18 protein-coding genes and 1 tRNA gene are annotated in these 26,933 nt (G+C 60.0%); 8 read left to right on the forward strand and 11 right to left on the reverse strand.

What is annotated here, in order from left to right; translation table 11 throughout:
• Window positions 1-3: 3 nt before the first annotated feature.
• Together ACP3RB_RS02775 and aceE are read right to left on the reverse strand one after the other, a co-directional pair.
• A complete protein-coding gene (locus ACP3RB_RS02775) occupies window positions 4-876 on the reverse strand; it encodes a hypothetical protein (protein ID WP_426699368.1) in 873 nt (290 codons plus the stop codon).
• A gap of 617 nt (window positions 877-1,493) precedes the next feature.
• Complete coding sequence (aceE, locus tag ACP3RB_RS02780) at window positions 1,494-4,226, reverse strand: pyruvate dehydrogenase (acetyl-transferring), homodimeric type (RefSeq protein ID WP_426699369.1); 2,733 nt, start codon at window positions 4,224-4,226, stop codon at window positions 1,494-1,496.
• Between the two features lie 479 nt (window positions 4,227-4,705).
• Between aceE and ACP3RB_RS02785 the strand changes: the two genes are divergently transcribed.
• Window positions 4,706-4,778, forward strand: a tRNA-Val gene (locus tag ACP3RB_RS02785).
• A gap of 199 nt (window positions 4,779-4,977) precedes the next feature.
• Window positions 4,978-6,450, forward strand: a complete 1,473-nt coding sequence (gene gndA / locus ACP3RB_RS02790; RefSeq protein WP_426699370.1) for an NADP-dependent phosphogluconate dehydrogenase — start codon at window positions 4,978-4,980, stop codon at window positions 6,448-6,450.
• A gap of 187 nt (window positions 6,451-6,637) precedes the next feature.
• Here gndA and epsC read toward each other — a convergent pair whose 3' ends face one another.
• The 7 genes from epsC to ACP3RB_RS02825 form a co-directional block, all read right to left on the reverse strand.
• On the reverse strand, window positions 6,638-7,222 hold the full coding sequence (gene epsC / locus ACP3RB_RS02795; protein ID WP_060824622.1) for a serine O-acetyltransferase EpsC: 585 nt from the start codon (window positions 7,220-7,222) through the stop codon (window positions 6,638-6,640).
• Window positions 7,223-7,507: 285 nt separating this feature from the next.
• On the reverse strand, window positions 7,508-8,443 hold the full coding sequence (gene cysK, locus ACP3RB_RS02800; RefSeq protein WP_303984090.1) for a cysteine synthase A: 936 nt from the start codon (window positions 8,441-8,443) through the stop codon (window positions 7,508-7,510).
• 402 nt (window positions 8,444-8,845) lie between these two features.
• A complete protein-coding gene (locus ACP3RB_RS02805; RefSeq protein ID WP_426699371.1) occupies window positions 8,846-9,622 on the reverse strand; it encodes a DUF6318 family protein in 777 nt (258 codons plus the stop codon).
• A gap of 117 nt (window positions 9,623-9,739) precedes the next feature.
• Window positions 9,740-10,753 (reverse strand): DUF6318 family protein, encoded by a 1,014-nt coding sequence (locus tag ACP3RB_RS02810; RefSeq protein WP_426699372.1) that lies wholly within the window; start codon window positions 10,751-10,753, stop codon window positions 9,740-9,742.
• A 103-nt stretch (window positions 10,754-10,856) separates the two neighbouring features.
• Window positions 10,857-11,735 (reverse strand): DUF6318 family protein, encoded by an 879-nt coding sequence (locus ACP3RB_RS02815; protein WP_426699373.1) that lies wholly within the window; start codon window positions 11,733-11,735, stop codon window positions 10,857-10,859.
• Between the two features lie 271 nt (window positions 11,736-12,006).
• The gene (locus tag ACP3RB_RS02820) at window positions 12,007-13,182 is read right to left on the reverse strand and encodes a DUF6318 family protein (RefSeq protein WP_426699374.1); all 1,176 of its coding nucleotides are present in this window, start codon (window positions 13,180-13,182) and stop codon (window positions 12,007-12,009) included.
• Window positions 13,183-13,450: 268 nt separating this feature from the next.
• The gene (locus tag ACP3RB_RS02825) at window positions 13,451-14,329 is read right to left on the reverse strand and encodes a DUF6318 family protein (protein ID WP_426699375.1); all 879 of its coding nucleotides are present in this window, start codon (window positions 14,327-14,329) and stop codon (window positions 13,451-13,453) included.
• A 588-nt stretch (window positions 14,330-14,917) separates the two neighbouring features.
• Here ACP3RB_RS02825 and ACP3RB_RS02830 point away from each other — a divergent pair.
• Together ACP3RB_RS02830 and ACP3RB_RS02835 are read left to right on the forward strand one after the other, a co-directional pair.
• Window positions 14,918-16,861, forward strand: a complete 1,944-nt coding sequence (locus ACP3RB_RS02830) for a dynamin family protein (protein ID WP_426699376.1) — start codon at window positions 14,918-14,920, stop codon at window positions 16,859-16,861.
• 72 nt (window positions 16,862-16,933) lie between these two features.
• Window positions 16,934-18,775, forward strand: coding sequence for a GTPase (locus ACP3RB_RS02835; protein ID WP_426699377.1), 1,842 nt, complete (start codon window positions 16,934-16,936; stop codon window positions 18,773-18,775).
• 93 nt (window positions 18,776-18,868) lie between these two features.
• Here ACP3RB_RS02835 and ACP3RB_RS02840 read toward each other — a convergent pair whose 3' ends face one another.
• Window positions 18,869-19,756 (reverse strand): IclR family transcriptional regulator, encoded by an 888-nt coding sequence (locus ACP3RB_RS02840; RefSeq protein ID WP_374046250.1) that lies wholly within the window; start codon window positions 19,754-19,756, stop codon window positions 18,869-18,871.
• Between the two features lie 410 nt (window positions 19,757-20,166).
• On the opposite strand from ACP3RB_RS02840, the gene leuC reads away from it, so the two are divergent.
• Both leuC and leuD read left to right on the forward strand, forming a co-directional pair.
• Window positions 20,167-21,609, forward strand: a complete 1,443-nt coding sequence (gene leuC / locus ACP3RB_RS02845; protein WP_308561775.1) for a 3-isopropylmalate dehydratase large subunit — start codon at window positions 20,167-20,169, stop codon at window positions 21,607-21,609.
• Between the two features lie 26 nt (window positions 21,610-21,635).
• Window positions 21,636-22,229: a 3-isopropylmalate dehydratase small subunit gene (leuD, locus tag ACP3RB_RS02850; protein WP_005505627.1), complete on the forward strand. Its 594-nt coding sequence runs from the start codon at window positions 21,636-21,638 to the stop codon at window positions 22,227-22,229.
• Window positions 22,230-22,435: 206 nt separating this feature from the next.
• Here the strand turns inward: leuD and ACP3RB_RS02855 are convergent, their stop codons facing one another.
• The gene (locus tag ACP3RB_RS02855; RefSeq protein WP_426699378.1) at window positions 22,436-23,884 is read right to left on the reverse strand and encodes a transcriptional initiation protein Tat; all 1,449 of its coding nucleotides are present in this window, start codon (window positions 23,882-23,884) and stop codon (window positions 22,436-22,438) included.
• Window positions 23,885-24,583: 699 nt separating this feature from the next.
• Between ACP3RB_RS02855 and murA the strand changes: the two genes are divergently transcribed.
• Complete coding sequence (gene murA / locus ACP3RB_RS02860) at window positions 24,584-26,017, forward strand: UDP-N-acetylglucosamine 1-carboxyvinyltransferase (RefSeq protein ID WP_060824635.1); 1,434 nt, start codon at window positions 24,584-24,586, stop codon at window positions 26,015-26,017.
• Window positions 26,017-26,874, forward strand: coding sequence for a lysophospholipid acyltransferase family protein (locus ACP3RB_RS02865; RefSeq protein WP_294630838.1), 858 nt, complete (start codon window positions 26,017-26,019; stop codon window positions 26,872-26,874). Before murA ends, ACP3RB_RS02865 begins: the two co-directional genes overlap by 1 nt.
• The last annotated feature ends 59 nt before the right edge of the window (window positions 26,875-26,933 follow it).

The following is a 26,933-nucleotide window of genomic DNA, read 5'->3' on the forward strand; positions in this document are numbered from 1 at the left end:
TATTTATTGGTTTTTGAGAACCCACTCTTTATATCGGAGATAAACTTCTGATAGCTGCCGTCGCTGTTCTTCTAGTTTTGTTTCGTTATCTCGAATGAGCGGTTTTTGATATGAAGCTACAAGATTGGCAAGACCTTGAGCCATTCCTGTATCTTTACTGCATTGTGCTTCAATGACACTGATTCGAATTTCTTCTTCCGATGCCGGGGCATTATTATCACCACTAGCGCGGGTTGCATTTGATAGTTCTTGTGTTTCCCATTCATAGTCGCCTTTTCGTGGCGTTAGACCTTTATCCGATAGGCATTTCCACCATGCTTCACGGTATTTTTTCCATTCGGGATGATTCATGGCAGCTGCATAGGATTGGCCGTGGATTCGACGATAGGCTTCTCTGAGGCCACTTTGCTCTTCGAGGCTGATGCCGGCAATCTCTTTCAACGTGGCTAAGATTTCAGGCATGCACTGTTCCATGATTTTTGTGTCATAGCCCCCGGATGATGGTGCATTCCCGGGTCGCTTGTAGTTTCCATATTTGGCGGAGTATTCGGGGTTCCAGAGGCCAAACTCGCGACCGGACGAAAAGAATTTCCTATCTTCTACATCATCCGGGATATATATTTCGTAGGATTGGCCGTGTTTTGCGAAACAGCGCTGCCTGAGAATTTCCAAGGCTTGATTGTAATACTGGGAATTTTCATCGAAACTGTCATTGTATTCTTCGAGTGGAGTAATGATTCGGTTGTTTTTATAGTCTAGAGTTGCTTGGGCTGTTTCATCACGTTCTAGTTGCGGGCCTGTAGAACAGGATGTGCAGGCTAGCGTGAATGCAAATGTTATGGCCATTGCGGGTTGAAAGATTTTCTTGAGGTTCATGATTCTCCCTCCTTAATTGGATAAAGAATATGTGACAGTAAAGAAAGCGGGGCTGTATTTTGCTGATTGTTGCAAAGCATATGCCTCGGTGAATATGGGCGTCGAGAGAATCTGGAATCTATGTGAATCCCAGAGCGATAAGCAGAATCTCGGGGGAGTGCCTGCTAGCTTGGGAGTGCACCCATAGCGAAAGGCCAAGACGCTATGGCAGACCACGCACAAGGGTGTTTCTGCAGCGTCATGACTACTAGGAGAATGTTCTAGAGCTTCATCATGAACCCCTATGAGTTATGGAGGGTAAATGCTCGTAGATGAGTGAGCCGTGCCCTCCGTAATGTGTTGACCGGGCACCCTGAATATCCACCAATGCTGTGGTGAATATCATAGTTAAGGGTAGTTAAAGGCTACCACCGGCTAGGTACACACGGCAACCAAAACTCCGGTCACGTCTGATTTATTACATAAGAAATGCGTAGTCAACGAGAATATCAACAGGAAGCAGCTTGGGTACCCTGCGCCTCCTCACAGTTAAAACACGAATGCCCCCGGTCGATGAATCATCAACCGGGGGCATCGTTTAGCGTCTAACGCAGAACCGGGGTTCTACCGCTAAATGCTTAGTGCTGCTCCAGCTCGGAGTTAGCGTTCACGTTCAGCAGGTCGTACTTAGCGAATGCCTTCGCGGGAACGTCTGCTGCAACCTCGCCGCGCTTTGCCAGCATCTGCAGGGTGCGGACAACAACCGACTCTGCATCGATGTGGAAGAAGCGACGTGCACCCGGGCGGGTGTCTGCGAAGCCGAAGCCGTCAGCACCCAGGGTTGCGAAGTCGTTCGGAACGAACTGGCGAATCTGGTCGGGAACCTCCGAAGCGAAGTCGGTGGTCGCGATGATCGGGCCAGCAGCGCCTGCCAGCTTCTGGGTCACGTAAGGAACGCGAGCGGGCTGGTTCGGGTTCAGCAGAGCCTCTTCCTCAGCGGCAATGCCGTCGCGACGCAGCTCGGTCCACGAGGTGACGGACCAGACGTCTGCGGAGACGCCCCAGTCCTCAGCCAGCAGCTTCTGAGCCTTCTCGGCCCACGGAACAGCAACGCCGGATGCCAGCAGCTGTGCCTTGGGGCCGGAGGTCAGCGGGGACTCGCTGATCTTGTGGATACCCTTGATGATGCCCTCAACGTCAACGTTTGCCGGCTCAGCAGGCTGGTGAATCGGCTCGTTGTACACGGTCAGGTAGTACATGACGTTGTGGTCTTCGTCCTTGGTGCCGTACATCTGCTCGATACCGCGCTCAACGATGTGAGCAATCTCGTAGCCGTATGCCGGGTCGTAGATCTTGAACGCCGGGTTGGTGGACGCCAGAATCGGGGAGTGACCGTCGTTGTGCTGCAGACCCTCACCGGACAGGGTGGTACGACCTGCGGTTGCACCGATAACGAAGCCGCGGCACATCTGGTCGGAAGCTGCCCAGAAGCCGTCGCCGGTGCGCTGGAAACCGAACATCGAGTAGAAGATGTAAATCGGGATCATCGGCTCGCCGTGGGTGTCGTAGGAGGTACCGATAGCGGTGAACGCTGCGGTTGCGCCTGCCTCGTTAATACCCACGTGAACAATCTGGCCCTCGGGGGACTCGGTGTAGGTCAGCATCAGCTGGTGGTCAACGGGCACGTAGTTCTGGCCGTTGGGGTTGTACAGCTTAGCGGACGGGAAGAAGGAGTCCATACCGAAGGTACGTGCCTCATCGGGGGTGATGGGAACGATACGGTGACCGAAGCCCTTCACACGCATGAGGTCCTTCATCAGGCGGACGAACGCCATGGTGGTAGCAGCGGTCTGCTTGCCGGAGCCCTTCTTGGTCTGTGCGTAGACCTTGGGCTCGGGCAGGGTAATCTCGGGCTGTGCGTTTGCGCGACCCGGGATGTAACCGCCGAGTTCCTTACGGCGTGCGTGCATGTACTGCAGTGCCGGGTGGTTTGCCTCGGGCAGGTAGTACGGCGGGTTGTACAGATCCTTCTCCAGCTCCTCGTCGGAGATGGGGATGTTCAGGTGGTCACGGAAGCCCTTCAGTGCTTCCATGGTGAACTTCTTGATCTGGTGGGTGGAGTTACGTGCCTCGAAGTAGGGGCCGAGCTCCGCACCCTTAATGGACTGTGCCAGGATGACGGTGGGCTTGCCCTTGGTCTCCATAGCTTCCTTGTAGGCTGCGTAGAGCTTCTTGTCGTCGTGGCCACCCAGGCGCAGGTTGAAGATCTGCTCGTCGGTCAGGTCTGCAACCAGTTCCTTGGTCTCGGGGTACTTGCCGAAGAAGTGCTCGCGGATGTAGCCGCCGTCTTCGCCGCGGAAGGTCTGGTAGTCACCGTCGAGGGTTTCGTTCATCAGCTGGATGAGCTTGCCGCTCTTGTCCTTCTTGAGCAGCTCGTCGTAGTCGGAGCCCCACAGGACCTTGATGACGTGCCAGCCTGCGCCGCGGAAGAATGCCTCAAGCTCCTGAACGATCTTGCCGTTACCGCGAACGGGGCCGTCCAGACGCTGCAGGTTGCAGTTGACGACGAAGGTCAGGTTGTCCAGGTGCTCGTTTGCAGCCAGCTGCAGTGCACCACGCGACTCGGGCTCGTCCATTTCGCCGTCGCCCAGGAATGCCCAGACGTGCTGCTCGGAGGTGTCCTTGATCTTGTGGTTGTGCAGGTACTTGTTGAAGGATGCCTGGTGGATTGCGTTCAGGGGGCCCAGACCCATGGAAACGGTCGGGAACTGCCAGAACTCGGGCATGCAACGGGGGTGCGGGTACGAAGGAATACCGTTTGCGCCCTTGGTCTTCTCCTGGCGGAAGCCGTCCATCTGCTCTTCGCTCAGGACGCCCTCAACGAATGCGCGGGAGTAGACACCGGGGGAGGAGTGACCCTGGAAGAAGACCTGGTCGCCGCCACCGGGGTGGTTACGGCCGCGGAAGAAGTGGTTCTGACCCATTTCGTAGAGGTCAGCGACACCTGCGAAGGTGGAAATGTGGCCACCAACGCCGATGCCCTTCTTCTGGGCACGCTGAACCATGATTGCTGCGTTCCAACGGATCCATGCGCGGTACTGGCGCTCGAGTTCCTCATCGCCGGGGTACTCGGGCTGCTGGTCTGCGGGGATGGTGTTGATGTAGTCGGTCTTGACCAGAGTGGGGACCTTTACGCCCTTTGCGCCAGCCTCCTTGAGCAGCGCGCGAAGGATGTACTCTGCACGCTCGGTGCCGTGAGTCTTGATAAGGTCCTCGAGGGACTCAGCCCATTCCTGGGTCTCTTCTACGTCGATGTCCTTCAGGCCATCAAGAAGGGTGCTCAGGGAGTGCTCGTTCGGTACGTTAGCCAAACTAATCCAACCTCTCTTCTGTGCGGTTGTGTAGATTGTTCGCCGCGATGTTGCATTGTCGAACAATCTCTGCGTTTAAGCGCTATAGATCCGTGGGGTCTACTTCGCTACTTATCTCTACTATCTTAGACCTAAATGTGGGCTTCTTGGCATCAAACGAAGGTTTTTGTGATGTGGGTTTCGTGGCTTAGCTCTCTGAGCGAAAAATATGCGCATCAAAAGTACTAGTTAGGGTCTTTTTGTATCTAAATAGTGCGGAATGGTGGGGGTGGCGGAATGGCGCGGAATGATGGGGTATGACCTACCTATAAGGCCGGGGGTCAACATGGCTTGATGTGGCTTGCTGTGGGGTTAGTTGCGAAAAAGAAAAAAATATTGAGACATAGAACACGTGTCTCGGATTTGCGTGGCGCCTCAAAAGCCCGTATAGTTTTCTCTTGTGTTCGCCACTGAAACGACAACGAATCAGTGAGAACTACGGGTCTTTAGCTCAGCTGGTAGAGCGCCACGTTTACACCGTGGATGTCATCGGTTCGATCCCGGTAGGACCCACCGCTAACCCCGGTACCGCAAGGTACCGGGGTTTTTGTTTACCCGGTGTTTGCTGACCTATTGACCTGCCGCGAGGGTATGCTGCGAGGTGCCCTGCGGGAAGCTCGCGAAGATAATCCAGCCGGAACTGCGATTCCTTCGAGCATAAAACTGCACTCCACCTATATATAGCCTGCCCTAAGCGCGTATCCTTATATACATGACTGAAAACAAGAAGGCACAGATTGGTGTCACCGGCCTTGCTGTCATGGGCGCAAACCTCGCCCGCAACCTGGCACGTAACGGCTACACCGTGGCACTGCACAACCGTTCCGTAGAGAAGACCGACGCACTGCTGGCTGAGCACGGCGCAGACGGCGACTTCATCCGTACCGAGTCCCTGCAGGAACTCGTTGACTCCCTCGAGTCCCCCCGCCGCATCCTGATTATGGTCAAGGCGGGCGCACCCGTCGACGCAGTGATCGAGCAGCTCACTCCCATGCTCGATGAGGGCGACATCATTATCGACGGCGGTAACTCCCACTTCCCCGACACCATCCGTCGCGAGCACGTCCTGGCTGAAAAGGGCCTGCACTTCGTGGGCGTTGGCGTCTCCGGCGGCGAAGAGGGCGCTCTCTGGGGCCCCTCCATGATGCCCGGCGGCTCCGCAGAGTCCTACAAGCACCTGGGCCCGCTGCTCGAAAAGATCGCAGCGAAGGCACCTCAGGACGGCGCACCCTGCTGCGCATGGATCTCCACTGACGGTGCGGGCCACTTCGTGAAGATGGTCCACAACGGTATCGAGTACGCCGACATGCAGGTGATCGGTGAAGCCTACGACATTCTGCGCTCCATCGCGGGCATTGAGCCGGCACAGCAGGCAGAAATCTTCAAGACCTGGAACGAAGGCGACCTGAGCTCCTACCTGATTGAAATCACCGCTGAGGTGCTCGCACAGGTCGATGCAAAGACCGGCAAGCCCCTGGTCGACGTTATTGTTGACGCAGCGGGCCAGAAGGGTACCGGCCTGTGGACCGCTAAGGCCGGCCTGGACCTCGGTTCCCCCGTCTCCGCTATCGCAGAGTCCGTGTTCGCACGCGCCCTCTCCTCCTCCGAGCGTGAGCAGCGCGAGCAGGCACAGCGCGAACTGCCCGCAGGCCTCATCGCAACCACCGGCATTGGTGCAGGCGACCCCGAGTTCGTTGAGGATGTGCGCCGCGCACTCTTCGCATCCAAGCTCGTTGCGTACGCACAGGGCATGGACCTGCTCACCCGCGCAGGCAAGGAATACGGGTGGGACCTGAAGCTGGACACCATCGCATCGCTGTGGCGTGCAGGCTGCATCATCCGCGCCGAGCTGCTGGGCGACATCATGGCTGCCTACGCTGATGAGGCTCCCGCGAACATGCTTCTGGCACCCGCTTTCAAGAACCTCATGGAGGAGCTCGTTCCTTCCTGGCGTCGCGTGGTGGCTAAGGCAACCGCACTGGGCATCCCCGTGCCGGTGTTCGCTTCCGCGCTGTCCTACTACGACGGTCTGCGCCGCCACCGCCTGCCCGCATCCCTGATTCAGGGTCAGCGTGACTTCTTCGGTGCACACACCTACGGTCGTATTGACGAAGAGGGCGCCTTCCACACCATGTGGAGCGGCGACCGTTCCGAGGTGAACGCAGCGGACATTCACGTTCACTAAGCTCCCGTAGCTGAATACGTCAAGCCCGCCTTCGGCTGGATGAGAATCCGGTCGAAGGCGGGCTTTCGTTATGTCTTATATGGGGCGCCCCCGAGGTGTATTCAGGGGTATAGCAGGGGAGAAGACCTGCAGAGCCTAGCCAGGAGCCGTCAGGCGCGCCGCTACCGCCTCAAAACGCTAACAAGCACTAAATCCACATGGCGGGGTCAATATACTCCACAGCGTCCACCAGCGGCTTCTTCTTCTCCGGGGTACGCGGACGGTGCTTCGCCGGAATACCGGTAATAATCGAATCGGCGGGGTGATCGTTGACGACCACGGCGTTCGCACCGATAGCGCTATCGGAACCAATCTCCACCGGACCCAGCACCTTAGCGCCGGCACCAATGGTCACGCGGTCACCGATGGTGGGGTGACGCTTCACCTTCTCCAGGGAGCGACCGCCCAGGGTCACGCCGTGGTACAGCATCACGTCGTCACCGACCTCAGCGGTTTCACCAATAACAATGCCCATGCCGTGATCGATGAAGAAACGGCGGCCAATGGTCGCGCCGGGGTGAATCTCCACACCGGTCAGAAAACGAGCAAACTGCGAGAGAGTACGGGCCAGAGCCTTCGTCTCATCCTTCTGCCAGAGCTTATGGGTCAGACGGTGAACCCAAATGGCGTGCATGCCCGAATAGTTCAGCGCAATCTCGACAGCGCCGCGCGCAGCAGGGTCGTGCTGGCGGACGTTCTCAATATCTTCACGCAGACGCGCAATAAAACTCATGGGTTCCCTTTCCCTCATCGGTCGTTCTCTGTATATGCGACCTTTCAAAGGTACCAACAACGGGGCCCTTTCGCCTATTCCCGGCCTGCTACATGTCATAGTAGACACGCTTACCAAAAACTCAGTCACACAAACGCGCGGAACGTAATATTTCTGCCGGTCAAAAGATGCAAAAGCCCCGCCTCGGGACCGTCCACAGTGGGACGAGCCGGAGGCGGGGCATCAGCTATCCAAACCCTAGGTCCAAGACCTCAGGCAGGGAGTAGGGGTGGAAACAACGGGCTATTAGCCGCGGATATCCTCGTACAGGGCGGTAGAGATGTAACGCTCACCGAAGTCGGGAACAATAGCCACGATCAGCTTGTCCTTGTTCTCAGACTTCTTAGCCTCCTCCAGAGCAGCCCAGACAGCCGCACCGGAAGAAATACCGCCCAGAATACCTTCCTGGGTAGCCAGCAGGCGGGAGGTGCGCATAGCGTCCTCAGCGCTGACCGGAGTCACCGAATCGTAGACGCCGCGGTCCAGAGTCTCCGGAACGAAGTTAGCGCCCAGGCCCTGAATCTTGTGGGGGCCAACGCGACCCTCGGAGAGCAGCGGGGAGTCCTTCGGTTCAACCGCAACAACCTTCACGTCCGGGTTCTGCTCCTTCAGGTACTTACCGGTACCGGAAATGGTGCCGCCGGTGCCAATACCCGCCACGAAAATGTCGACCTTACCGTCGGTTGCTTCCCAAATCTCAGGGCCGGTGGTGTTGTAGTGAATGGCGGGGTTTGCCTCGTTGGTGAACTGGGACGCCAGAATAGCGTTCTCGGTGGTCGCAACGATTTCCTTAGCCTTCTCCACAGCGCCGCGCATACCCTCGGTACCCGGGGTCAGCACAATCTGAGCACCGTAAGCGCGCAGCAGCACGCGACGCTCAGCAGACATGGTCTCCGGCATGGTCAGGATGACGCGGTAACCGCGAGCAGCACCCACCATAGCCAGCGCAATACCGGTGTTACCGGAAGTACCCTCAACAATGGTGCCGCCGGGCTTCAGCGCACCCGACTTCTCAGCAGCGTCAATGATGGCGCGACCGATACGGTCCTTAACCGAACCTGCGGGGTTGTAGAACTCAAGCTTGACCGCAACGTTACCGGGAAGGCCCTCGTCCAGTCGGTTCAGCTTAACCAGGGGGGTCTGGCCGGTTGCTTCAACAATGCTGTTGAGAATCTTTGCCATGGGGTGCTCCTTACATGAGCTTGGAGGGAGGCCAGCCGCGACGGGGTCTCCGCAATGAATAATCGGTTACGTGGCAACTCTACTACTCGCCGGCGGCAGGTTTAAACCTGCGGTCACAGTTCGTAATAATGCCAGAGAAAAACCTCAAGGAACGAGGTTCAGGAAGAGGGTACAGAAAAGCGCCGCACAAACCCTTTCTCGATAAAGGATGATGAATGTGCGGCGCTCTCTAGAAACATTATGTAGCCCAAAAGACAACCTCTGTATATAAGAGTAATGATGAACTCTGTTCACCGCAAGCTGGAGCCACAAATTTTATTGCCATCAATGGAAAAAACAGTAAAGACCGCATCCTGAGATGGAAAAGACCCAAAAATGGGGGAGAAAACCAGCCTCAGAGGACTAGTTGATGTCCATGTGCAGGTCCCACTTGTTGTTCAAGTAGCGGCCAACAGCCTCACCGAACATCTTCACGTGACGCTTATCAGCCGCCACGGTCTGCTCCTTACCGTCCTTGAACAGCTTCTCACCCAGATCCACGTTCAAAGTCACGGTCCAGTTGTACGCGCCCTGCGCCAGAACCGGCTGCTTAGTGCCGATAGTCAAGGTAGCGGTCGGGTTCACGTACCAGGTCTTCTTCTCGTCAATACCTGCCTTGGTGGAGTCCGCGTACTTCTTCATCGCCGCCAGGGTCTCCTGGTCGGTGCTGACCTCGTTCATGTAGCGCATATCACCGGTACGCAGCAGGTACTCAAACGCCGCACCGAAGTACGCCAGAGCCGCCGCGAAGCCAGCCACCGAATTCTGGTGCATGGCCTCCGGAACAATCGGGGAGGGAACATTCTGCGGCGGGTGCTCAGCGTTACCCGGCTGGTACTCGCCGTGCTCCTCCATCTTCTCCAGCTTCGCTACGCCGCTGTAATCCTTATTGTCGTTAGGCAGCGGAGAATTCGCTGCGGTAGCCGAAGCCGACGCAGAAGCGGAAGGGGAAGCAGATGCCGAAGCCGAAGCGCTCGGCGACGCGGTAGCAGACTCAGAAGCAGCCGCAGAAGCGCTCTCAGAGCCAGAAGCGGAAGCAGACGCCTCAGAAGTAGCCTTAGAGCCACAAGCGGCCAGCAAAGCCATGGAGCTGACGCCCAGTACACCCAGCGCCGCGCGGCGGGTCAGGTTCTCGGACATAGTGATACCTTTCAGTCAGTCGGTGATTGCAACCAGTTTAGCCGCAAACCCAACAGGATACAGAGTCGAGTGGGCGAAGCGTGAGAAGCGCCTCGCAGATCAAAGCGTTATGACGAACTATGACGCCGCGGAGGTGGCGGACGCCTCAGCGGAAGCCTCAGCGGAAGCCCCAGCAGAAGCGGCGGCAGAAGAGGGTGCGGAAGCCGAACCGGATGCCGCCGCGCTCGCGGTGCCACCGGTAGCGCCACCCTGGGCGGTGCCACCTTGCAAGGTCGCGCCGTACGCCACGCTCAGCTCCCACATCTTAGAATCAGCATGGTAGCGGCCGCGGAAATCACACTCCTGAACCGTCACCTGAGAAGCTGGCCCCGCCGCCGTCGCAGAAGCAGAAACAGAAGCGCTGGGGGACGCCGACTCAGACACCAGCGCATCCTCAGAAGGCTCAGTAGGCTCAACCGATGCGGAGGCAGAAGCAGAAGCACTCGCGGAGGCGACCACCGGCTGGATCTTGCCCTCAGCCACCGCCTCCGTACCGAAATCCAGAGTGTACTTGCCCTTAAACAGTAGGTTGCCATCACTCATAATCGACGGCTGCGCACTCGACAGCGCATAAGAAGCCGAGGGATTCACATACCAGGAACCCTTCTGCACACCCGCAAGAATAGAAGCCGACAGGGCATCCACTTCAGAGCGAGTCTTCGAGGATAGGGTAATGCCGGTCGAGAACGCATCCGTACTACCGGTCTTCACCAGATAATCCATAGCCGCCGCAAAATAAGCAATCGCCTCATGAAAACCCGTCACCGTATTGACCGACAGCGCCTCAGTCACCTTCGGCTTCGGAGCATTACGCGGCGGATGCTCCACCGTACCCTGCTCATAATTCAACGCGCCCTCATAGTGGGTGTACTCCACCAGACCCGAATAGTTCTGACCATCATCACTGTACCCATTCGGGTTAGCGCTCGACTTCGAACCGCTCAAGCTACCGCCCTGAGAACCAGACTGCTGGCTAGAACCACCCGAACCGCACGCGCTCAACAGCGCCGCAGAACCGGCAACAGCAGAAACGCCCACGCCCAGGCGCAGCAGGGAGCGGCGAGAGAAAGAAGACTGAGAAAAAGAAGACATACAAAAACCTTGAATCCGGGAAAGTACGTTACTACCAGAGTAAAACAGATCATGCCCTAACCCGAGTGCGAGTTAGGGCATGATGCCTCATCCATCTGAGGGCTTAAAGGTTGTCACCATTAGAATTGCCGCCATTACCGGAGTTGCCGGAATCACCAGAATTACCGCCGTTAGCACCACCGGAATCGCCAGCATTACCGCCGTTAGCGGCACCACCGGAAGCACCACCATTCTTAGGCTGAGCCGAAGCCTGCGCCTCATACTCATCCTGAATAGTCAAAGTCCAATCATTATCGTGGCGCACACCGGTAACCACCAGGCCACGCTCAGTGCGGCGAACCTTCTCAGACATCTCCGCAGGAGCGCCATCAACCACAACGGTTGGACCCAAATCAATCACCAGGTCGAAAGTCCACTGCACGCTCTTCTTCACCAGAGTCGGAACAGCAGTGAACGCAGACATCGTCACCTTCGGCGAAACAAACCAGTCACGTGCCTGAGAGCTCTCATTCGACTCATCCATGAACGAAGAGAACGAGGCAATGAACTTCTCGTCAGCCTTCGACTCACGCAGCGGAGCCGCATCACCGGTCAACACCAGGTAGTTAATCGCCGCATACACGAACGCAATCGAATCGTACAGACCCTGCACCGAGTTCTCCGAAGCACTCGCCGGGCGCTTGGGGACCGGCACGTTCTGCGCGGGAGCGGACTCGGTCGCCGGAACGAAAGTGCCCTTCTTCTCATAGTTATCGAAGGTGACCTCGCCGCTAAAGTCAGTGCGCGCAGAAGCCGAGGGAGACATCTGAGGGGTATCCGCATCAGCGTTCTCGGTGGTGGACGAAGAACCACCGCAGGCAACCAGCAGGGCGCTCAACGACACGCCTGCAACGCCCGCACCGGCGTAACGCAGAGCAGAACGGCGGCTGATGCCGGTAGCGGAACCATTAGAAAGCCCAGAGGTCAAAGGGAAAAGCGCCACGGAGTACCTTTCGAGTGAGAATCTCAGGTGAGAGACGAGTGAGAGTGCGCCTCGACAAGCGGATATCACACGCGGATATCCCTCTAGAGACAGTCCTAAGTATAACGCGCCCCCGCCTTCACACCCGTGCGTACCACCGCTCAAATGAGCGTGATATGCCGCCCATCAGCGAACTTACCGCAACCAGCGGCAACAGCGCACCGAGGGACGCAGGGCATAGTGAAGGAGAGGACGTGTTCATCGTCTATAGGGATTGTCTATAGGGGAGGGGCTACTGGGCACCCCCGGCAGGAGTAGCTTCTCCACCAGCGGCACCGGGCTGAGCAGCGCCGGGATCAGGAGCGCCGGGAGCTACACTCGGCTGAGCCGTCGCAACGGCAGGCTGAGTCGCCACAGGCTGCGCGGTAGCCGCAGGCGCCTGGGTAGCGGCAGGCGCCTGGGTAGCGGCAGGCTGAGGAGCCTGTGCGCCACCATTCTGAGCGCCACCGTTCTGTGCTCCACCATTCTGGGAGCCAGTGTACTGTCGTGCGCCGCCGTTTTGGGTACCACCGTTCTGTGCCGCACCATTATTTGCGGTACCCTGCGCGGCACCGTTACCCGAAGTATTCGCGCCGGTGTTCGCGCCGCCATTAGCCGCCACGGTGCTGTCATCAGTCACCGTCGGAGTGTAAGTCGACGAAGGATGCGCGCGCGGAGTCTGCGTCGGCTTCGGAGTCAACGCGGGATCATACTGCTGAGGCGAAATCACGACCCAGCGCTTCGCCTCCTCATCGTACTCAGCGTACAGAGCCTTAATCTCCGGGGCCTCAGTGTCCTCTAGAGGCTTGGTCGTATTGGTTGCCTTCTCAACCTGCAGGCCGTGCGCCTGCGTTACGGTGCACGCCCACGAATACTTAGTACCGCGGGTCGTCGGCTGCTTATCGGTCAGGCGGAACGTCCACTCGCCACCCACCAGCCAGTTCGTGCCGGGCGCGTAGAACGCACGCAGCTTCTCCAACGCCGCACGGTCGGTAGCGTTCTGCGCCTGAACTACCTGTAGAGCCGGACCGGGATCACCGGTCATACGGGCATAGTTCACCGCCGCCGCAAAATACGCGAAAGTGGCGCGCAGACCGCGGGCATTCTTGTCGTACATGCTCTCATCCTCAACGGGGATGGGCACGGCGCTCGCCTTAGAATCCACGCTTGCCGGGCCGGCGGTCGGCTCAATCGTGTAGACCTGACCGGTCTCCGGGTCGGTGCTACTCATCGGGGCAGCGCCATGACCGGGAATGTACTTGGTCCACTTCAACTCGCCCGACAGGTTATCGTAGGCACCCGCAATCGAAGCGGAAGCAGTGGGGGAGGCGGTCGCCTCCTCAGTCTTTTTGGAACCGCAAGCGGCAAGCATAGCGCCCAGGGCGGCAGTGCCCGTGAGCGCAATAAAGTGGCGGCGGCTGTGAATCATAGTGATCCCCTTGAATGTGCTGTGATGCGGAAGTATCGGTGATAGGTGAAGAGCTCACGCCCTCATCCTCAGCCTAACATCACGCCACTATAGGAGGGCGCGAAACAGTCACCCGCGGGGCGGGCAGAGGCATATTGAGGCGAAAATGGGCGGACCTCATCTAGCCCTAGCCTATAGATTTCACGCGTGGCACACAAATAAAAGCCCTCATCCGTGCCTCATATCACCCAATATGACGGGATCTTTGAGGCACGGATGCAAAGAAGCTTTAGGCTGAACCTCGAATATAACGAGCCGCCTTAGAAGAGGTGCTCTCATTCGGGGTCGGCTGCGCGCTCGGAGTATTCGTGGACGGTTCAGGGTTAGCCGCAGGGGTGGCGGTAGCACTCGGGGAAGACTTCGGATCCTCCAGCATCTGCCAGCCCTCTGGGCCAAAGTAGACGTAAGCGTCCGCCTTCTGATTACTGCCGTAGATACCGGTGAGCTGCTCACGCTGACGGGTCTCATGGTTGAACAGGAACGCGTTCTCGTCCACCTTCAGGGTCGCCTTCCAGCAGTAGACGTCCTGCTCGGTGGCGGGCACCGGCTGCGGGGAGCTCAGGTTAATGCACATGGGGTGGTTGTTCTTAGAGACCAGCCAGCCGATGTTGTAGCGGTAGATATCGCGGTACATCTGCGCCATGTTGCTAAAGTGCTCTTGGCCGGGCAGGTTCATGAAGGGGTCGGTGTCGCCGGTGAGAAGCATATAGTTCTGCGCCGCACCCCAGTACTGCAGGAAAGCGTGCAGGCCCTCAACGGTGCGCTCTTTAGCTTCCGGGGGCATGATGGGGCGGGGGACATTGACAGCTCGATGGCTCAGGGTGCCGTTCGAGAAATTTCCGGAACGCTCAAAGAAGCAATCCGGCAGAAGAGCAGGTCCGCGACCATCCAGAGCCGACGCCGGCAGAGGCTCGGCGTACGTAATACTGCGCGTGGTGGTTGCAGATTTGGTCTGGGTGCTCTGAGGTGCCGGTGCGGCATGATCGGGAGAAGACTTGGTGAGCGGTTGAGGACGAGAAACGACGGGGCTGCAGGCGCTTGCGAGTGCACTCAGAGTCGCACCAGACGTGAGGGCAAGAAGATGGCGGCGTGACAGCGAACCGAACATACGCAACCTTTCGCAAGAGTAAAGACGGGCAGGCAATAACGGGTAGCTCGGATGCAGTGAACCCCAACGGCAATAAATTTTGCATGCAGTTGCGTGAGGGGTCGGTGAGCGTTCCCGATGTGTGGCATACCGCGGTGAGTACGGATGCAATAGAAAGGGCAGGCCAGAAGCCTCCTGAAGGAATCGGTGTGGTTATGACCTGCCTGGTTGTCGTGCTCAACGATTCTAAGCGTACTTTTAGGTTCGAAAAGACCATATCTACCCCTGAGCGTAAAAAGTTATCAAATCTTAATATTTGCCCGTTTTATGCGGGTTATAAAACGTACCAATGTGTTTGGGATAACCGCATTAAAATCTGATGTTTCCCCTAGAAACTTAGGGATTTTTCAATCTTTTCTTGAGCGAATCAAACTCATATTGGAGTTATTGCACCACAACTCAAAGGTACTAAAACAACCCCTCAGAGTTGTTCGAACATCCCTCAAAAATACCTCAGTAAGAGCCCCCAAACTCCCCGCAGCCGCAACGTGCCCACCACAACGCCCACGCATGGCATGAAGCGGCTTCACCCTATGGGACAATAGCGCTGTGACTACCACCGACTATGCGCAGCTCAAAGCAGCTCGCGAACTGCTCACTCGAATCCCCCTCCCGCTCGACGTAGAAGCCGGCGAAACCCCCGGCACCCCCTACACCGTCACCCACGACGGCACCACCGAGCACGGCACCGCCACCGCGCGCACCCTGCTTGCCGCCATGGCACGCCAACTTGACGACTACATCCTGCCGCGCAGCGCCAGCGTCGACAATCCCCTCACCATCGTGGTCGGAGGCTCCACCGGCGCCGGCAAATCCACCCTCGTCAACACCCTGCTTGGAGAGCCGCTCACCCAGTCCGGCGCGATTCGACCCACCACCCGCCACCCCGTACTACTGCACCGTGCAGAAGACGAAGCGGCTCTGTCCCCCGAACGCTTCCTGCCCACCCTGCCGCGTACCCGCACCTCCGGCATGAACGCCGGGTCGCAGGCACTACCCGGCCTTGACCCGAAGATTGCGCGCGCCCTCATTCCTATTACTACCTCTGCGCTACCGCAGGGCATCGCGCTCATTGACGCACCCGATATCGACTCCGTCTCTGAGGAAAACCGCACCCTCGCCAAGGAGCTGCTCTCCGCCGCCGACCTGTGGCTCTTCGTCACCACCGCCAACCGCTACGCCGACGCCGTGCCCTGGGAACTGCTCCACGAAGCAGCCGCACGCTCCATCGCCATCGCCGTGGTGCTCAACCGCGTGCCCGAAGGCGACGAAGAGGCCATCGAAAACGACCTGCGACGCATGCTCGACGAGGCCGGAATCCACGCCGTACTGATTCACACCGTCACCGAACAGCCGCGCGACGAAAGTGGCATGCTCGCCCCCGTCAGTCTCGCCCCGCTGACCCTGTGGATCCGCGAACTCGGCGCCGACGCACCCGCCCGCGCCGCCATTGCCCGGCAGACCCTCGCCGGTGCCGTCGAAACCCTCGCCGGTAACCTGCAGGTGCTCGCCGCCGAACAGGCGCGCCAGCAGGCGGCGCACCAGTCGCTCGCCAGCATCGTAGCCGAAGAATACGAGGACGCGCTGACCACCATCGACGGCGCCCTCTCCGACGGCTCCCTGCTGCGCGGCGAAGTGCTCTCGCGCTGGCATGACTTTGTGGGAACCGGCGACTTCTTCCGCTCCCTCGACAGCACTATCGGCCGCCTGCGTGACCGCGTCGGCTCCGCCCTGCGCGGTCAGCCCGCCGCCGCCCAGAAGGTAGAAGACGCCCTCGAAAGCGGCATCCACGCCGTCGTGCTGGATGCGGCCGCCCGCGCCTCCGAAAATACCCGCACCCGCTGGCGTGCCAGCCGCGCCGGACGCTCCCTGCTGGCGCGCCTGGATGCGCCGCAGGCGGTTTCTGCTACGCCGCAGGCTGTTGCAGTTGCGCCGCAGGCTGTTTCTTCCGCGTCCGAACAGAGCACAGACGGTGAGGTGAAGGGCGAGGTGCAGTCCGCCGAAGACATTTTCTCCGCAGCTGTTGCCGAGCAGATTCGCCTCTGGCAGGGTTCCGTCCTCGAAATGATCCGAGAAGAAGGCGCCGACAAGCGCAAACGCGCCCGCTTCCTCTCCCTGGGCGTGAACGCCGCCGCCGTGATGCTCATGGTCGCCGCGTTCAGCCTCACCGGCGGCATTACCGGTATTGAGGCGGGTATTGCGGGCGGTAGCGGCGTGGTCGGCACCAAGCTGCTCGAGTCCATCTTCGGTGAAGACGCGGTGCGCCGCATGGCGACCCGTGCCCGCACCGACCTGCTCGAACGTATGGCGGATCTGCTCACCGAGCACGCTCAGCCCTTCACCGAGGTGTTGGAAGAAACCGACCCGCAGGCTGATGCCGAGGACATTCACCGCGCCGCCGAGCAGGTGCAGAAAATTGCCGCGGAAATGAGTGTGCAGAGCCAAGCTGCACAGGCAAAGAGTGTACAGACCCCCTGGTCGGCTACAGCATAGTTAAGGGCGGCGCGCTCAACCGCCTGTCAGCAGATAACCCACACCGCGCACCACAGACGAAGAAAACGCACTATGACTACCCCCGAGAACAAACCTGAGAACAAAGGCACTACTCCCGCCGTGGCGGCCTCGCCCTTCGCGCGCTCCGTCGCATCCCTGAAGGAAGCCATCAGCTACGGTGAAGGACGAGTCCCCGAAACCGTCCTGCTTGACGCCGCCGAAACCCTCGAACGCCTCAGCCAGCGCCGCGAACTCTCTACCGAACACACCGTCATCGGCTTCTTCGGCGCGACCGGCAGCGGCAAATCCACGCTCTTCAACGCCATCGCCGGGCAGAATATTGCCCTCTCCGCCCCCACGCGCCCGACCACCTCCACCGTGCAGGCGGCCATCTGGGAGGCAGAAGGCAGTGAAGAACTGCTCGACTGGCTCGGCATTGACAAGCGCGTCTACCCGCAGACTCAGGCGCTCACCGCCGAAGGAGAAGCAAACGGGGGTAACGCAAGCGGGGGAGCGGTGGCACCCAACGCCGTCACCGAACCGGCACCCGGACTCTTCAACCGTATCCGCCGCGCAGTAGGTGGACGCGGCGAAATGCGCACCCGCACCGGTGGCCTCATCCTGCTGGACATGCCCGACTTCGACTCGGTCACCACCACCAACCGCGACCTTGCCGCCCGCATGATGCGCTACGTGGACGTACTCGTCTGGGTTGTCGACCCTCAAAAATACGCCGACGCCGTCATCCACCGTGACTTTATGGTGCCGCTTGCCGCCTCCGGCGCGCAGGCACTCTGCGTGCTCAACCAAGCTGATAAACTGGCGCCCGCCGAGGTGCCCGCCGTGCTCGCATCCCTCACCCGCCTGCTCCAGGCTGAGGGCACCGAAGCGCACCTGCTCGCCGCACCCATCGCCGTCTCCGCGCGAACCGGTGAGGGCGTCGACGTGCTCCGCGACCTGCTCGCCCAGGTAGCCGCCGCCAAGAGCCTGTCCCTGCAGCGAACCGACGCGCAGCTGCACGCCACCGCCTCCCAGCTGCGCGCCTACGCCGGGGGAGAGGGGGCCGTACTCGCCGGAGCCTACGCCCTCGAAGCGGAACAGAAGCTCGTGAAGGCATGCTACACCTCCAGCCAAGCAGAACAGGTTTTGCAGGCGGCAACCGCCTCCTACCGCCGCGCCGCAGGCCAGCACACCGGCTGGATCCTCACCCGCTGGACGAGCCGCCTGAAAGCTGACCCCCTGCGCCGCCTGCACCTGGGGCAACAGGATGAGAAGAAAAGCTCCTCCAAGGCCGCGAAGTCCGCGGGCATGCTCGGCTCCGATAGCGAGAACGCGCCCGAGCTGGTGGCGTCCTCATTACCCCCGCTGAGCGCCGCCCAGAAGGCAGGCATGGCAAACGCCGTACGCCAATACAGCAAGCAGATGGCGGCCCGCATCGACGAGCCGTGGAAACGCAGCATGAAGGAAGCCGCCCTCTCCCGCGAGGCGGAGCTACCCGAACTGCTCGAACGGGACATGATGCGCATCGACTACGGTCTGGGTCGCACCCGCGCCCCCTGGGTCATCTTCAACGCCCTGCAGTGGATTGCGCTACTGAGCGCCCTGGTAGGTGTCGGCTGGCTGACCCTCATCTCCGGCATGGCGTACCTGCAGATTCAACTGCCGCCCGCGCCGACTCCCGAAGGCTCCCCGGTACCCCTGCCGACCCTGCTTCTGCTGCTGGGTATACTCCTCGGCATCGCCTCGGCGGGTGTGGGCAGGCTGCTCACCGCCATGGGCTCACGCTACTACGCACGTAAGTTGCGGGGTCGCCTGCAGACCGGCGTTGAGAAGGCGGTGCAGTCCTGTGTGGTCGCCCCGGTGCAGCTGGAAGCTAAGCGCCTCAACGCCTACCGCAAGGCGCTGGACATTTAGCGGCATATCATCTGAAACCGCATAAAAGAATCCCTCCCCACCTCAATGAGGCGGGGAGGGATTATTTTCGTGAAAACTATCTATAACGGAGCCTTAGCTTTCCTCAACATCCGAGGCTGAGTGAGAAGTAGAAAGCTCACGCAGACCGTTTGTAATCGCCTGAGCAGCCTTGACGACCAGCTCGGGGTAGTTGCGGTTCGGCTGGCGGGTCATACGATCAATCGGACCCGAGATAGAGACAGCCGCAATCACCTTGCCACCGGGAGCGCGCACCGGAGCGGATACCGAGGCGGTACCGCGCTCGCGCTCGCCCACGGACTGCGCCCAGCCGATGCGGCGCACAGCCGCGAGCATGGCGGCGCTGAAGTGTGCATCGCGCAGGCCTTCAACAATGCGGTTCTGATCTTCCCAAGCCAGCAGTACCTGTGCGGCGGAGCCAGCCTGCATGGACAGCTGGGTACCGACCGGAATGGATTCGTGCATGCCGGAGGGGCGTGCCGCGGTCGCAACGCACACGCGCCAGTCACCCTGGCGGCGGTACAGCTGGGTGGACTCGTCAGCTTCGAGGCTGAGCTTCTGCAGGATCGGGTCGGCCACGGTGATGAGCTCATCAGAAATGGTGGCGGAGGCGAGTTCGGTCAGACGGGGGCCGAGCATAAAGCGTCCCTGCACGTCGCGGGCTACGAGGCGGTGATGTGCCAGTGCCACGGCGAGGCGGTGCGCGGTGGGTCGTGCCAGGCCGGTTGCCTTGACGAGGTCGCCCAGGGATACGGGGCCTGCCTCGAGGCAATCAAGAATGAGGGTCGCCTTGTCGAGCACGCCAACGCCGGAGGAGCCGTGGGAGTGTACCTCTACCATCTGCTCGTCGGCGGCCATGTGTTCGGGCGGCTTGACGGGGTCGACAACCGGTGCGTTGTGGTGTGTGGATGCGTTGGGGTGACGCATTCCGTGTGCGTTAAAACGTGAGGCGGAAGGAGTCATTCTTATATTCTATCTCAGAATATGAAAGATACCCCGGACTTCATGGACTCTTTGGGGTGCAGAGCTGAAGATGGAATCACCCCCTACGGGATAAATTATGAATTTTTCATAATAAGTGTTTATGTGGGTTTATGGGGAAAAATATGCGAAAAGCCGCAGAAAAATGCGTGCAATCCCGCAAGCTTACCCTGGAGTCATAGAATAAACCCACACAAAAACACTCGCTGGTTCGGGGTGTTTCTAGGCCGTCTCACAGGCTAAGAATCCGTGAAAAAATGTGCGACACGCCGCAGGGAAATACCGGTTTGAGGGTCCCATCGGGTACATAATCCGCCCCTCAACCCTGCAAACCAGCGGCGCGCATCACACCGAACGCATCCACCGTAGGAACGCATCAAGCAGGAGAAAGCATGACTAGCGAACAGAACGCAACCACCGCGGGCACCCGTCCGCGCACCCTGGCAGAAAAAGTCTGGGACGCACACGTCGTCGTCCCCGGTGAAAACGGCAAGCCCGACCTGCTCTACATTGACCTGCAGCTACTGCACGAAGTGACCTCGCCCCAGGCATTCGAGGGTCTGCGCATCGAGAACCGCCCCCTGCGCCGTCTCGACCTGACCATCGCCACCGAGGATCACAACACCCCCACCGACAACATCTTCGGCACCATTGCTGACCTGACCAGCCGCACCCAGATCGAGACCCTGCGCCGCAACGCCAAGGAATTCGGCGTGCGCATCCACTCCCTCGGCGACGAGGAACAGGGTATCGTGCACGTGGTCGGCCCGCAGCTCGGCCTGACTATGCCCGGCATGACCATCGTCTGCGGCGACTCCCACACCTCCACCCACGGTGCGTTCGGCGCTCTCGCGTTCGGCATCGGCACCTCCGAGGTGGAGCACGTCATGGCAACCCAGACCCTGCCCCTGGCACGCTTCAAGACCATGGCAATCAACGTTGAAGGTACCCTCAAGCCCGGCGTGACCGCCAAGGACATCATCCTCGCCGTCATCGCGCAGATTGGCACCGGCGGCGGTCAGGGCTACGTGCTCGAGTACCGCGGCTCCGCAATCCGCTCCCTCTCCATGGAGGGCCGCATGACCATGTGCAACATGTCCATTGAGGCGGGCGCACGCGCCGGCATGGTCGCCCCCGACGAGACCACCTTCGAGTACATCAAGGGCCGCCAGCACGCACCCAAGGGTGAAGAATGGGACAAGGCAGTCGAATACTGGAAGAGCCTGCCCACCGACGAAGGCGCCGTCTTCGACAAGGAAATCTTCATCAACGCCGACGAGCTCGAACCCTTCGTCACCTGGGGCACCAACCCCGGTCAGGGTATTCCGCTGAGCCACGATGTTCCCTCCCCGGACGACTTCGAGGACGAGAACGACAAGGTCGCAGCAGAACGCGCCCTCGAATACATGGGCCTGAAGGCGGGCACCCCCATGAAGGAAATCCCCGTGGACGTCGTCTTCCTGGGTTCCTGCACCAACTCCCGCATCGAGGACCTGCGCGCCGCAGCAGACATCGTGCGTGGCCGCACCATCGCCGAGAACGTACGCATGATGGTCGTGCCCGGTTCCCAGAAGGTCCGCGCGCAGGCAGAAGCAGAAGGCCTGGACAAGGTCTTCAAGGACTTCGGTGCCGACTGGCGCTTTGCCGGTTGCTCCATGTGCCTGGGCATGAACCCCGACCAGCTGGCACCCGGTGAGCGATGCGCCTCCACCTCGAACCGTAACTTTGAGGGCCGCCAGGGTAAGGGTGGCCGCACCCACCTGGTCTCCCCGGTGGTTGCCGCCGCAACCGCTGTGCGCGGTACCCTGTCCGCCCCGTCCGACGTCGTGGCCTAGCACGCCGCTATAGCTAAGGAGCCATTATGGAACCCATTATTAAGCACACCGGCATTGGCGTGCCGCTGCGTTCTTCGAATGTTGATACCGACCAGATCATTCCCGCCGTCTACCTCAAGCGAGTGACCAAGACCGGCTTCGATGATGCCCTCTTCGCTAACTGGCGTAAGGACCCCGAGTTCATCCTGAACCAGGAGCCCTACAAGCACGGTAGCGTGCTGGTGGCGGGCCCGGACTTCGGTACCGGTTCTTCCCGTGAGCACGCCGTGTGGGCGCTGCGCGACTACGGTTTCAAGGTCGTTATTTCTGCTCGTTTTGCTGATATTTTCCGCGGCAACTCGGGTAAGCAGGGCCTGGTCACCGCGCAGGTTGCACAGGACGATATTGAGTTGATTTGGAAGGCGCTGGAGCACGAGCCCGGCACCGAAATCACCGTTGACCTGGAGTCCAAGACCGTAACCGTGGGCGCGCTGGTCGTTCCCTTCGAGATTGACGACTACGTGCGCTGGCGCCTCATGGAGGGCCTGGATGACATCGGTCTGACCCTGCAGAACCTCGAGGCTATCGAGGCGTACGAGGCGAAGCGCCCCTCCTGGATGCCCCGCACCCAGGAACTCTAAATAGGGGAGCTCTCAGCCGAGCGCTCTAAAACCTAGAGATATAAAGCTCGAAGGCGGCGACTGATTCAGTCGCCGCCTTCGAGCTTTTCTGCATCCGCACCTCGGCACCCAAAACCTCTGGGCACGCATATAAATTGGCACACATATAAATGCGCCTCCCCGGAGCATTAGCTTCCGGGGAGGCGCATTGATTCAATACCTAGAGCTTAGGCGCCCTCAGTGATGGGGGTGTTCAGGGTTGCGTTCTCGGTGCAGCTGTACAGTGCCGCCGAACCGGGGGAGCGCACGCCCGCGGTCGGGTTGGCGTTCTGCGCGGTGGCAAGAGCGAAGTCAGAAACCACCTCGTGGTTAATGTAGCTGCCGCCTGCACCGCCGCCGCTGCTCAGAGAGCTGAGCGAGTAGATGTTGCCTTCGCTCTCGAACTGCACCTGACGGCCGAAAACGCCCTCGTTGTACGTACCGACGGTCCAGATGTTCAGGCCTGCGCCGCCGCCGCCGTAGCCGGCGCCTCCGCCGGATGCCACGGAAGTGAGGGAGAGCTTACCGTAGGTGCGGGAGAGTAACGCGCCCGAGCCGCCCTTACCGCGGTAGGAGCCGGTAGCGTCCGCACCGCCGGTGCCCTTCTCCTTCTCACTCACGGAGTCGCCCTCGTAGCGGTAGTAGCGCGGGAAATCGTAGGAATCGAACCAGGACTCGGACATGGGCAGGAGCTTCAGCTCGTTGTTCTCGTCGAGGACGCCGATCAATGCCTCACCGAGGGTACCCGCGACGCCGGAGCGACCAGCGGTACCGCCGGTGACCATGAGGCGCATGTCGAGGGCCTTGTCGTCCTCGTCGAGGGGCATGAATTCCTGGTAGGGGCTTGCCATGAGCATGCCGCCCTGACCGGTGTTATCGGTGCCCAAGTCACCGCCCGCGCTGCCGCCTGCGGTGGTGGATGCGTCGCGGCTGTCCAGTGCCACGCGCAGTGCCGGGTTCAGCTGATCCTTGGGCTGGGTGTCGAAGAGGCTCTGGTGGGTGGTGAGGGTTCCCAGCTGTGCGCCGCCGCCACCTGCACCCGCAACGGCTACGACGGTGACTGCGCCGTCGCGGACGAGCTCGACCGCGGAGGAGCCGCCGCCGGATGCACCGTACACGTAGCCGCTGTTAGTACCCACTACCTGCGCTGCGCCGGTTGCGGTGCTGGAGCCGGTGGAGTCGCCGCCCGCTGCGTAGCCTTCGCCGCCGAGTGCGGGCTTCGCGCCGGACGCCGAGCCGACGCCGCCGTTACCCGCCCAGACGCGCAGGATATCGCCGGGCTTGACCGCCAGAACGCCGCTGAGCTGCGCGCCGGCACCGCCGCCAGCTAGGGATGCGTTCGTGACGTCGGTCAGGTAGCTGGGGGTGAAGGAAGATGCGGCACCGCCGGCACCTCCCACGAGGTCGAATCGTACTCGTCCAACGCCTTCAGGGACGAGCCATTCGGTGTATGCACCAGCCTTGTCGTCGAAGCCGGTTGCGGTCGGCTTGAGGGTCAGGGCGGGGGAACAGGTGGGCTCGCCGCTTGCCGCCCATGCAGGGACGGTTGTGCTGGCGAGGATAACGGGGGCACTCCATGCCGCACCCTGTACGAGGCGGCGGCGTGAAATAGCTGATGCAGTGTTGTGATGTGTCATATTGGGTCCTCCGGTTGTTTCGCGGATGCAGCCGCGAAATAACCTGTGGCTGGTTGCGATGTGCCCTGGTTTTTAGTTGACTTTCGAATATTTACGGTGATGTTGAGGTGAATTTTTGAAGTTGAAGTGAGTCAGGAAGCCGAACCGTTGTGGTTGGGCGCCATCGCAGGGTTTATGCAGTGAATACACGCCCGTTCCCTGCCGTGAGGCTCCGTACTGCATGGAGCAACGGCAATGCCGGCGCAGATGCCGCAGCTGAGAGCCGATTGGCTCCTCGGTGAGAGTGGAGGCGCCGTTCAGCGGGTAAGAGTGTGCACGTTATTGTAGGGGGGAGGTTACTCTCAAGTTCAAATTCGTGCGTCAAAAAGACGAAACTGGCGTCAAATTTCGGTGAAGAACCAGAAAATGTTTGCATTGTTGTGAATATTTGTGTATCTTTTTGTTTTTTCTGGCACTGAATCTGGAGGGGTCAGAGCGGTTTATCACACACACAACGGAGCAAAATCCCAGTCACGAGTTCCAAAGGCTCTTCAGTGTTTGGAGCACCTTTACGCAGGGCTTAGAATAATGATGAATATATGCGCCCGTTTCACCCTGCTACCGGCAGAGGGCACAGCACGTATGAGCGTATGAGAACGCGGCGTATCGGCACACTGTTAAAGTTCGGCCTAAACCAGCCGACTCCACAAAGGATTTTTAATGACTGAGAACATCAGCAAGCTTCGCATTGAAGGTGGCACTCCGCTCGTTGGTGAGGTCCACGTTCGAGGCGCCAAGAACCTGGTGCCCAAAGCGATGGTCGCAGCACTGCACGGTTCGACCCCCTCGACCCTGCGTAACGTCCCTGACCTGAGCGATGTCGAAATCGTTACCACCCTCGTGGAGCTGCACGGCGCAAAGGTCGACTACGACCGCGAAGCTGGTGTTCTGACCCTCAACCCCGCACAGGATGCAACCACCGCTGCAAAGAACGCAGAGGAGATTCAGCTCTTCGGCGGTAACTCCCGCATCCCGATTCTGATGGTGGGCCCGCTGCTGCACACCCTCGGTACTGCACGCATCCCCAACCTGGGTGGTTGCAAGATCGGTGACCGCCCCATCGACTACCATATGTCTGCACTGCGCAAGTTCGGCGCAGTCGTTGAGAAGGACGATGAAACCGGCACCACCCTGATTGTTCCCGAAGAGGGTCTGAAGGGTGCAGAGATTGTGCTGAACTACCCCTCCGTGGGCGCTACCGAGCAGGTTCTGCTCACCGGTGTGCGCGCTAAGGGTAAGACCGTCCTGCGCAACGCAGCGATTGAGCCCGAAATTATTGACCTGATTGCTGTTCTGCAGAAGATGGGTGCCATCATCTTCATTAACGAGGACCGCACCATCGTCATTGAGGGCGTGGACGAGCTGACCGGCTACGATCACGCGTCCCTGCCCGACCGTAACGAGTCCGCTTCTTGGGCTTCTGCGGCTCTGGCTACCGGCGGCGATATTTTCGTGCGCGGCGCGGCTCAGAAGGACATGACCGCGTTCCTGAACCAGTTCCGCAAGATGGGCGGCCTGTACGAGGTGACCGCCGAGGGTATCCGCTTCACCCACCCGGCTCAGCGCACTCCCGGTGCCCAGCTGAAGCCCATCGTCTTTGAGACCAACGTGCACCCCGGCTTCATGACCGACTGGCAGCAGCCCCTCGTTGTGGCGCTGACCCAGGCTAAGGGCGCATCTATCGTGCACGAGACCGTGTACGAGGAGCGTTTCGGCTTCACCAACGCCCTGAAGCAGATGGGTGCAGATATTGTTGTCATGCGTGACTGCGTGGGCGGCGCACCCTGCCGTTTCGAGGGTAAGGGCTACGGCCACTCCGCTATTATTTCTGGCCCGACCCCGCTGACCGGTGCCGACATTGAGGTTCCGGACCTGCGCGGCGGCTTCTCCCACATCATTGCTGCTCTGGCGGCTAAGGGCACCTCTCACGTGAGCGGTGTTGAGCTGATTGCTCGCGGCTACGAGAACTTCGAGGAGAAGCTCAAGGGCCTGGGTGCTAACTTTGAGGTGCTGGCACGCAAGGCGTCGAAGGCTCCCAAGCCCGATGCGGCAATCGTTGTTGTTGAGCCCGAGGAAGTTGAGGTTCAGGACTAGTGAGCGGACAGCAGGGAAAGCAGGCTCTGCCTGAGATTGAGCCCACCGCCTCCGGTGATGCTCTGTATAAGGTGCTCGGTAACGCTGCGCGCGGGCTGTACAAGCTCATCGCACGCGTTGAGATTACTGGCCGTGAGAACCTGCCCAAGAGCGGTGGGTATATTATCGTGGCTAACCACACCACCGAGCTTGACCCGGTGACCGTGGCTTTCCCTGCTTTCGTTGAGGGCGCCCTGCCACGCTTCTTGGCGAAGGATTCACTCTTCCGCGCACCCGTGCTCGGCTACATTATGCGCAAGCTCGCGCATATTCCCGTGGTTCGCGGTTCGGTGGATGCGCGTAAGTCCCTGATTACCGCCCGCAAGATTGTTGAGGCTGGCGGTGCCGTCGTGATTTTCCCGGAGGGCACCACCACCCACGATCCGCAGTTGTGGCCCATGCAGGCGCGTACCGGTGCGGCTCGTTTGGCGCTTGCGACCGGCGCACCCGTCTTCCCGGTGGCGCACTGGGGTGACGAGCAGATTCTCGGTTACGTGGATGAGGCCGGCGAGGATGGCCGCATCAAGGAGAAGCGTAAGATTTCGCTGTTCCCGCGCAAGACCGTCCGCGTGAAGGTTGGTAAGGCGCTGGACATCGCCTCCCTCGTTGAGGACGCCAGCCCCGAGGCTAAGCACACCCGCACCGAATTGGGCGTGGTCACCGACGCCATGCTGGACGCTATTACCGCCGAGCTGGAGAAGATCCGCGGCGAGAAGGCTCCTGAGGGTCGTTGGAACCCGCGCACGAAGCGTCGTGAAGCTCCCGGCACCCCCTCCGGCCCGGTCGGTGGTGCGCTCGGCGAACCGGACGAAAAGTAGTATTCCCGCTGGGAACCATTGAGAGCCCCGATAGGTACCCGACCGGGCGCCTATCAGGG

This window comes from Rothia mucilaginosa, from assembly GCF_049990865.1.
GTDB lineage: Bacteria > Actinomycetota > Actinomycetes > Actinomycetales > Micrococcaceae > Rothia > Rothia mucilaginosa_I.

Coding starts and splice junctions, on each gene's coding strand:
- leuD (WP_005505627.1), top strand. CDS start 21,636: ATGGAACCCATTATTAAGCACACCGGCATTGGCGTGCCGCTGCGTTCT.
- ACP3RB_RS02810 (WP_426699372.1), bottom strand. CDS start 10,753: ATGTCTTCTTTTTCTCAGTCTTCTTTCTCTCGCCGCTCCCTGCTGCGC.
- murA (WP_060824635.1), top strand. CDS start 24,584: ATGACTGAGAACATCAGCAAGCTTCGCATTGAAGGTGGCACTCCGCTC.
- gndA (WP_426699370.1), top strand. CDS start 4,978: ATGACTGAAAACAAGAAGGCACAGATTGGTGTCACCGGCCTTGCTGTC.
- ACP3RB_RS02835 (WP_426699377.1), top strand. CDS start 16,934: ATGACTACCCCCGAGAACAAACCTGAGAACAAAGGCACTACTCCCGCC.
- epsC (WP_060824622.1), bottom strand. CDS start 7,222: ATGAGTTTTATTGCGCGTCTGCGTGAAGATATTGAGAACGTCCGCCAG.
- ACP3RB_RS02855 (WP_426699378.1), bottom strand. CDS start 23,884: ATGACACATCACAACACTGCATCAGCTATTTCACGCCGCCGCCTCGTA.
- ACP3RB_RS02825 (WP_426699375.1), bottom strand. CDS start 14,329: ATGTTCGGTTCGCTGTCACGCCGCCATCTTCTTGCCCTCACGTCTGGT.
- ACP3RB_RS02805 (WP_426699371.1), bottom strand. CDS start 9,622: ATGTCCGAGAACCTGACCCGCCGCGCGGCGCTGGGTGTACTGGGCGTC.
- ACP3RB_RS02840 (WP_374046250.1), bottom strand. CDS start 19,756: ATGACTCCTTCCGCCTCACGTTTTAACGCACACGGAATGCGTCACCCC.
- cysK (WP_303984090.1), bottom strand. CDS start 8,443: ATGGCAAAGATTCTCAACAGCATTGTTGAAGCAACCGGCCAGACCCCC.
- ACP3RB_RS02820 (WP_426699374.1), bottom strand. CDS start 13,182: ATGATTCACAGCCGCCGCCACTTTATTGCGCTCACGGGCACTGCCGCC.
- ACP3RB_RS02775 (WP_426699368.1), bottom strand. CDS start 876: ATGAACCTCAAGAAAATCTTTCAACCCGCAATGGCCATAACATTTGCA.
- leuC (WP_308561775.1), top strand. CDS start 20,167: ATGACTAGCGAACAGAACGCAACCACCGCGGGCACCCGTCCGCGCACC.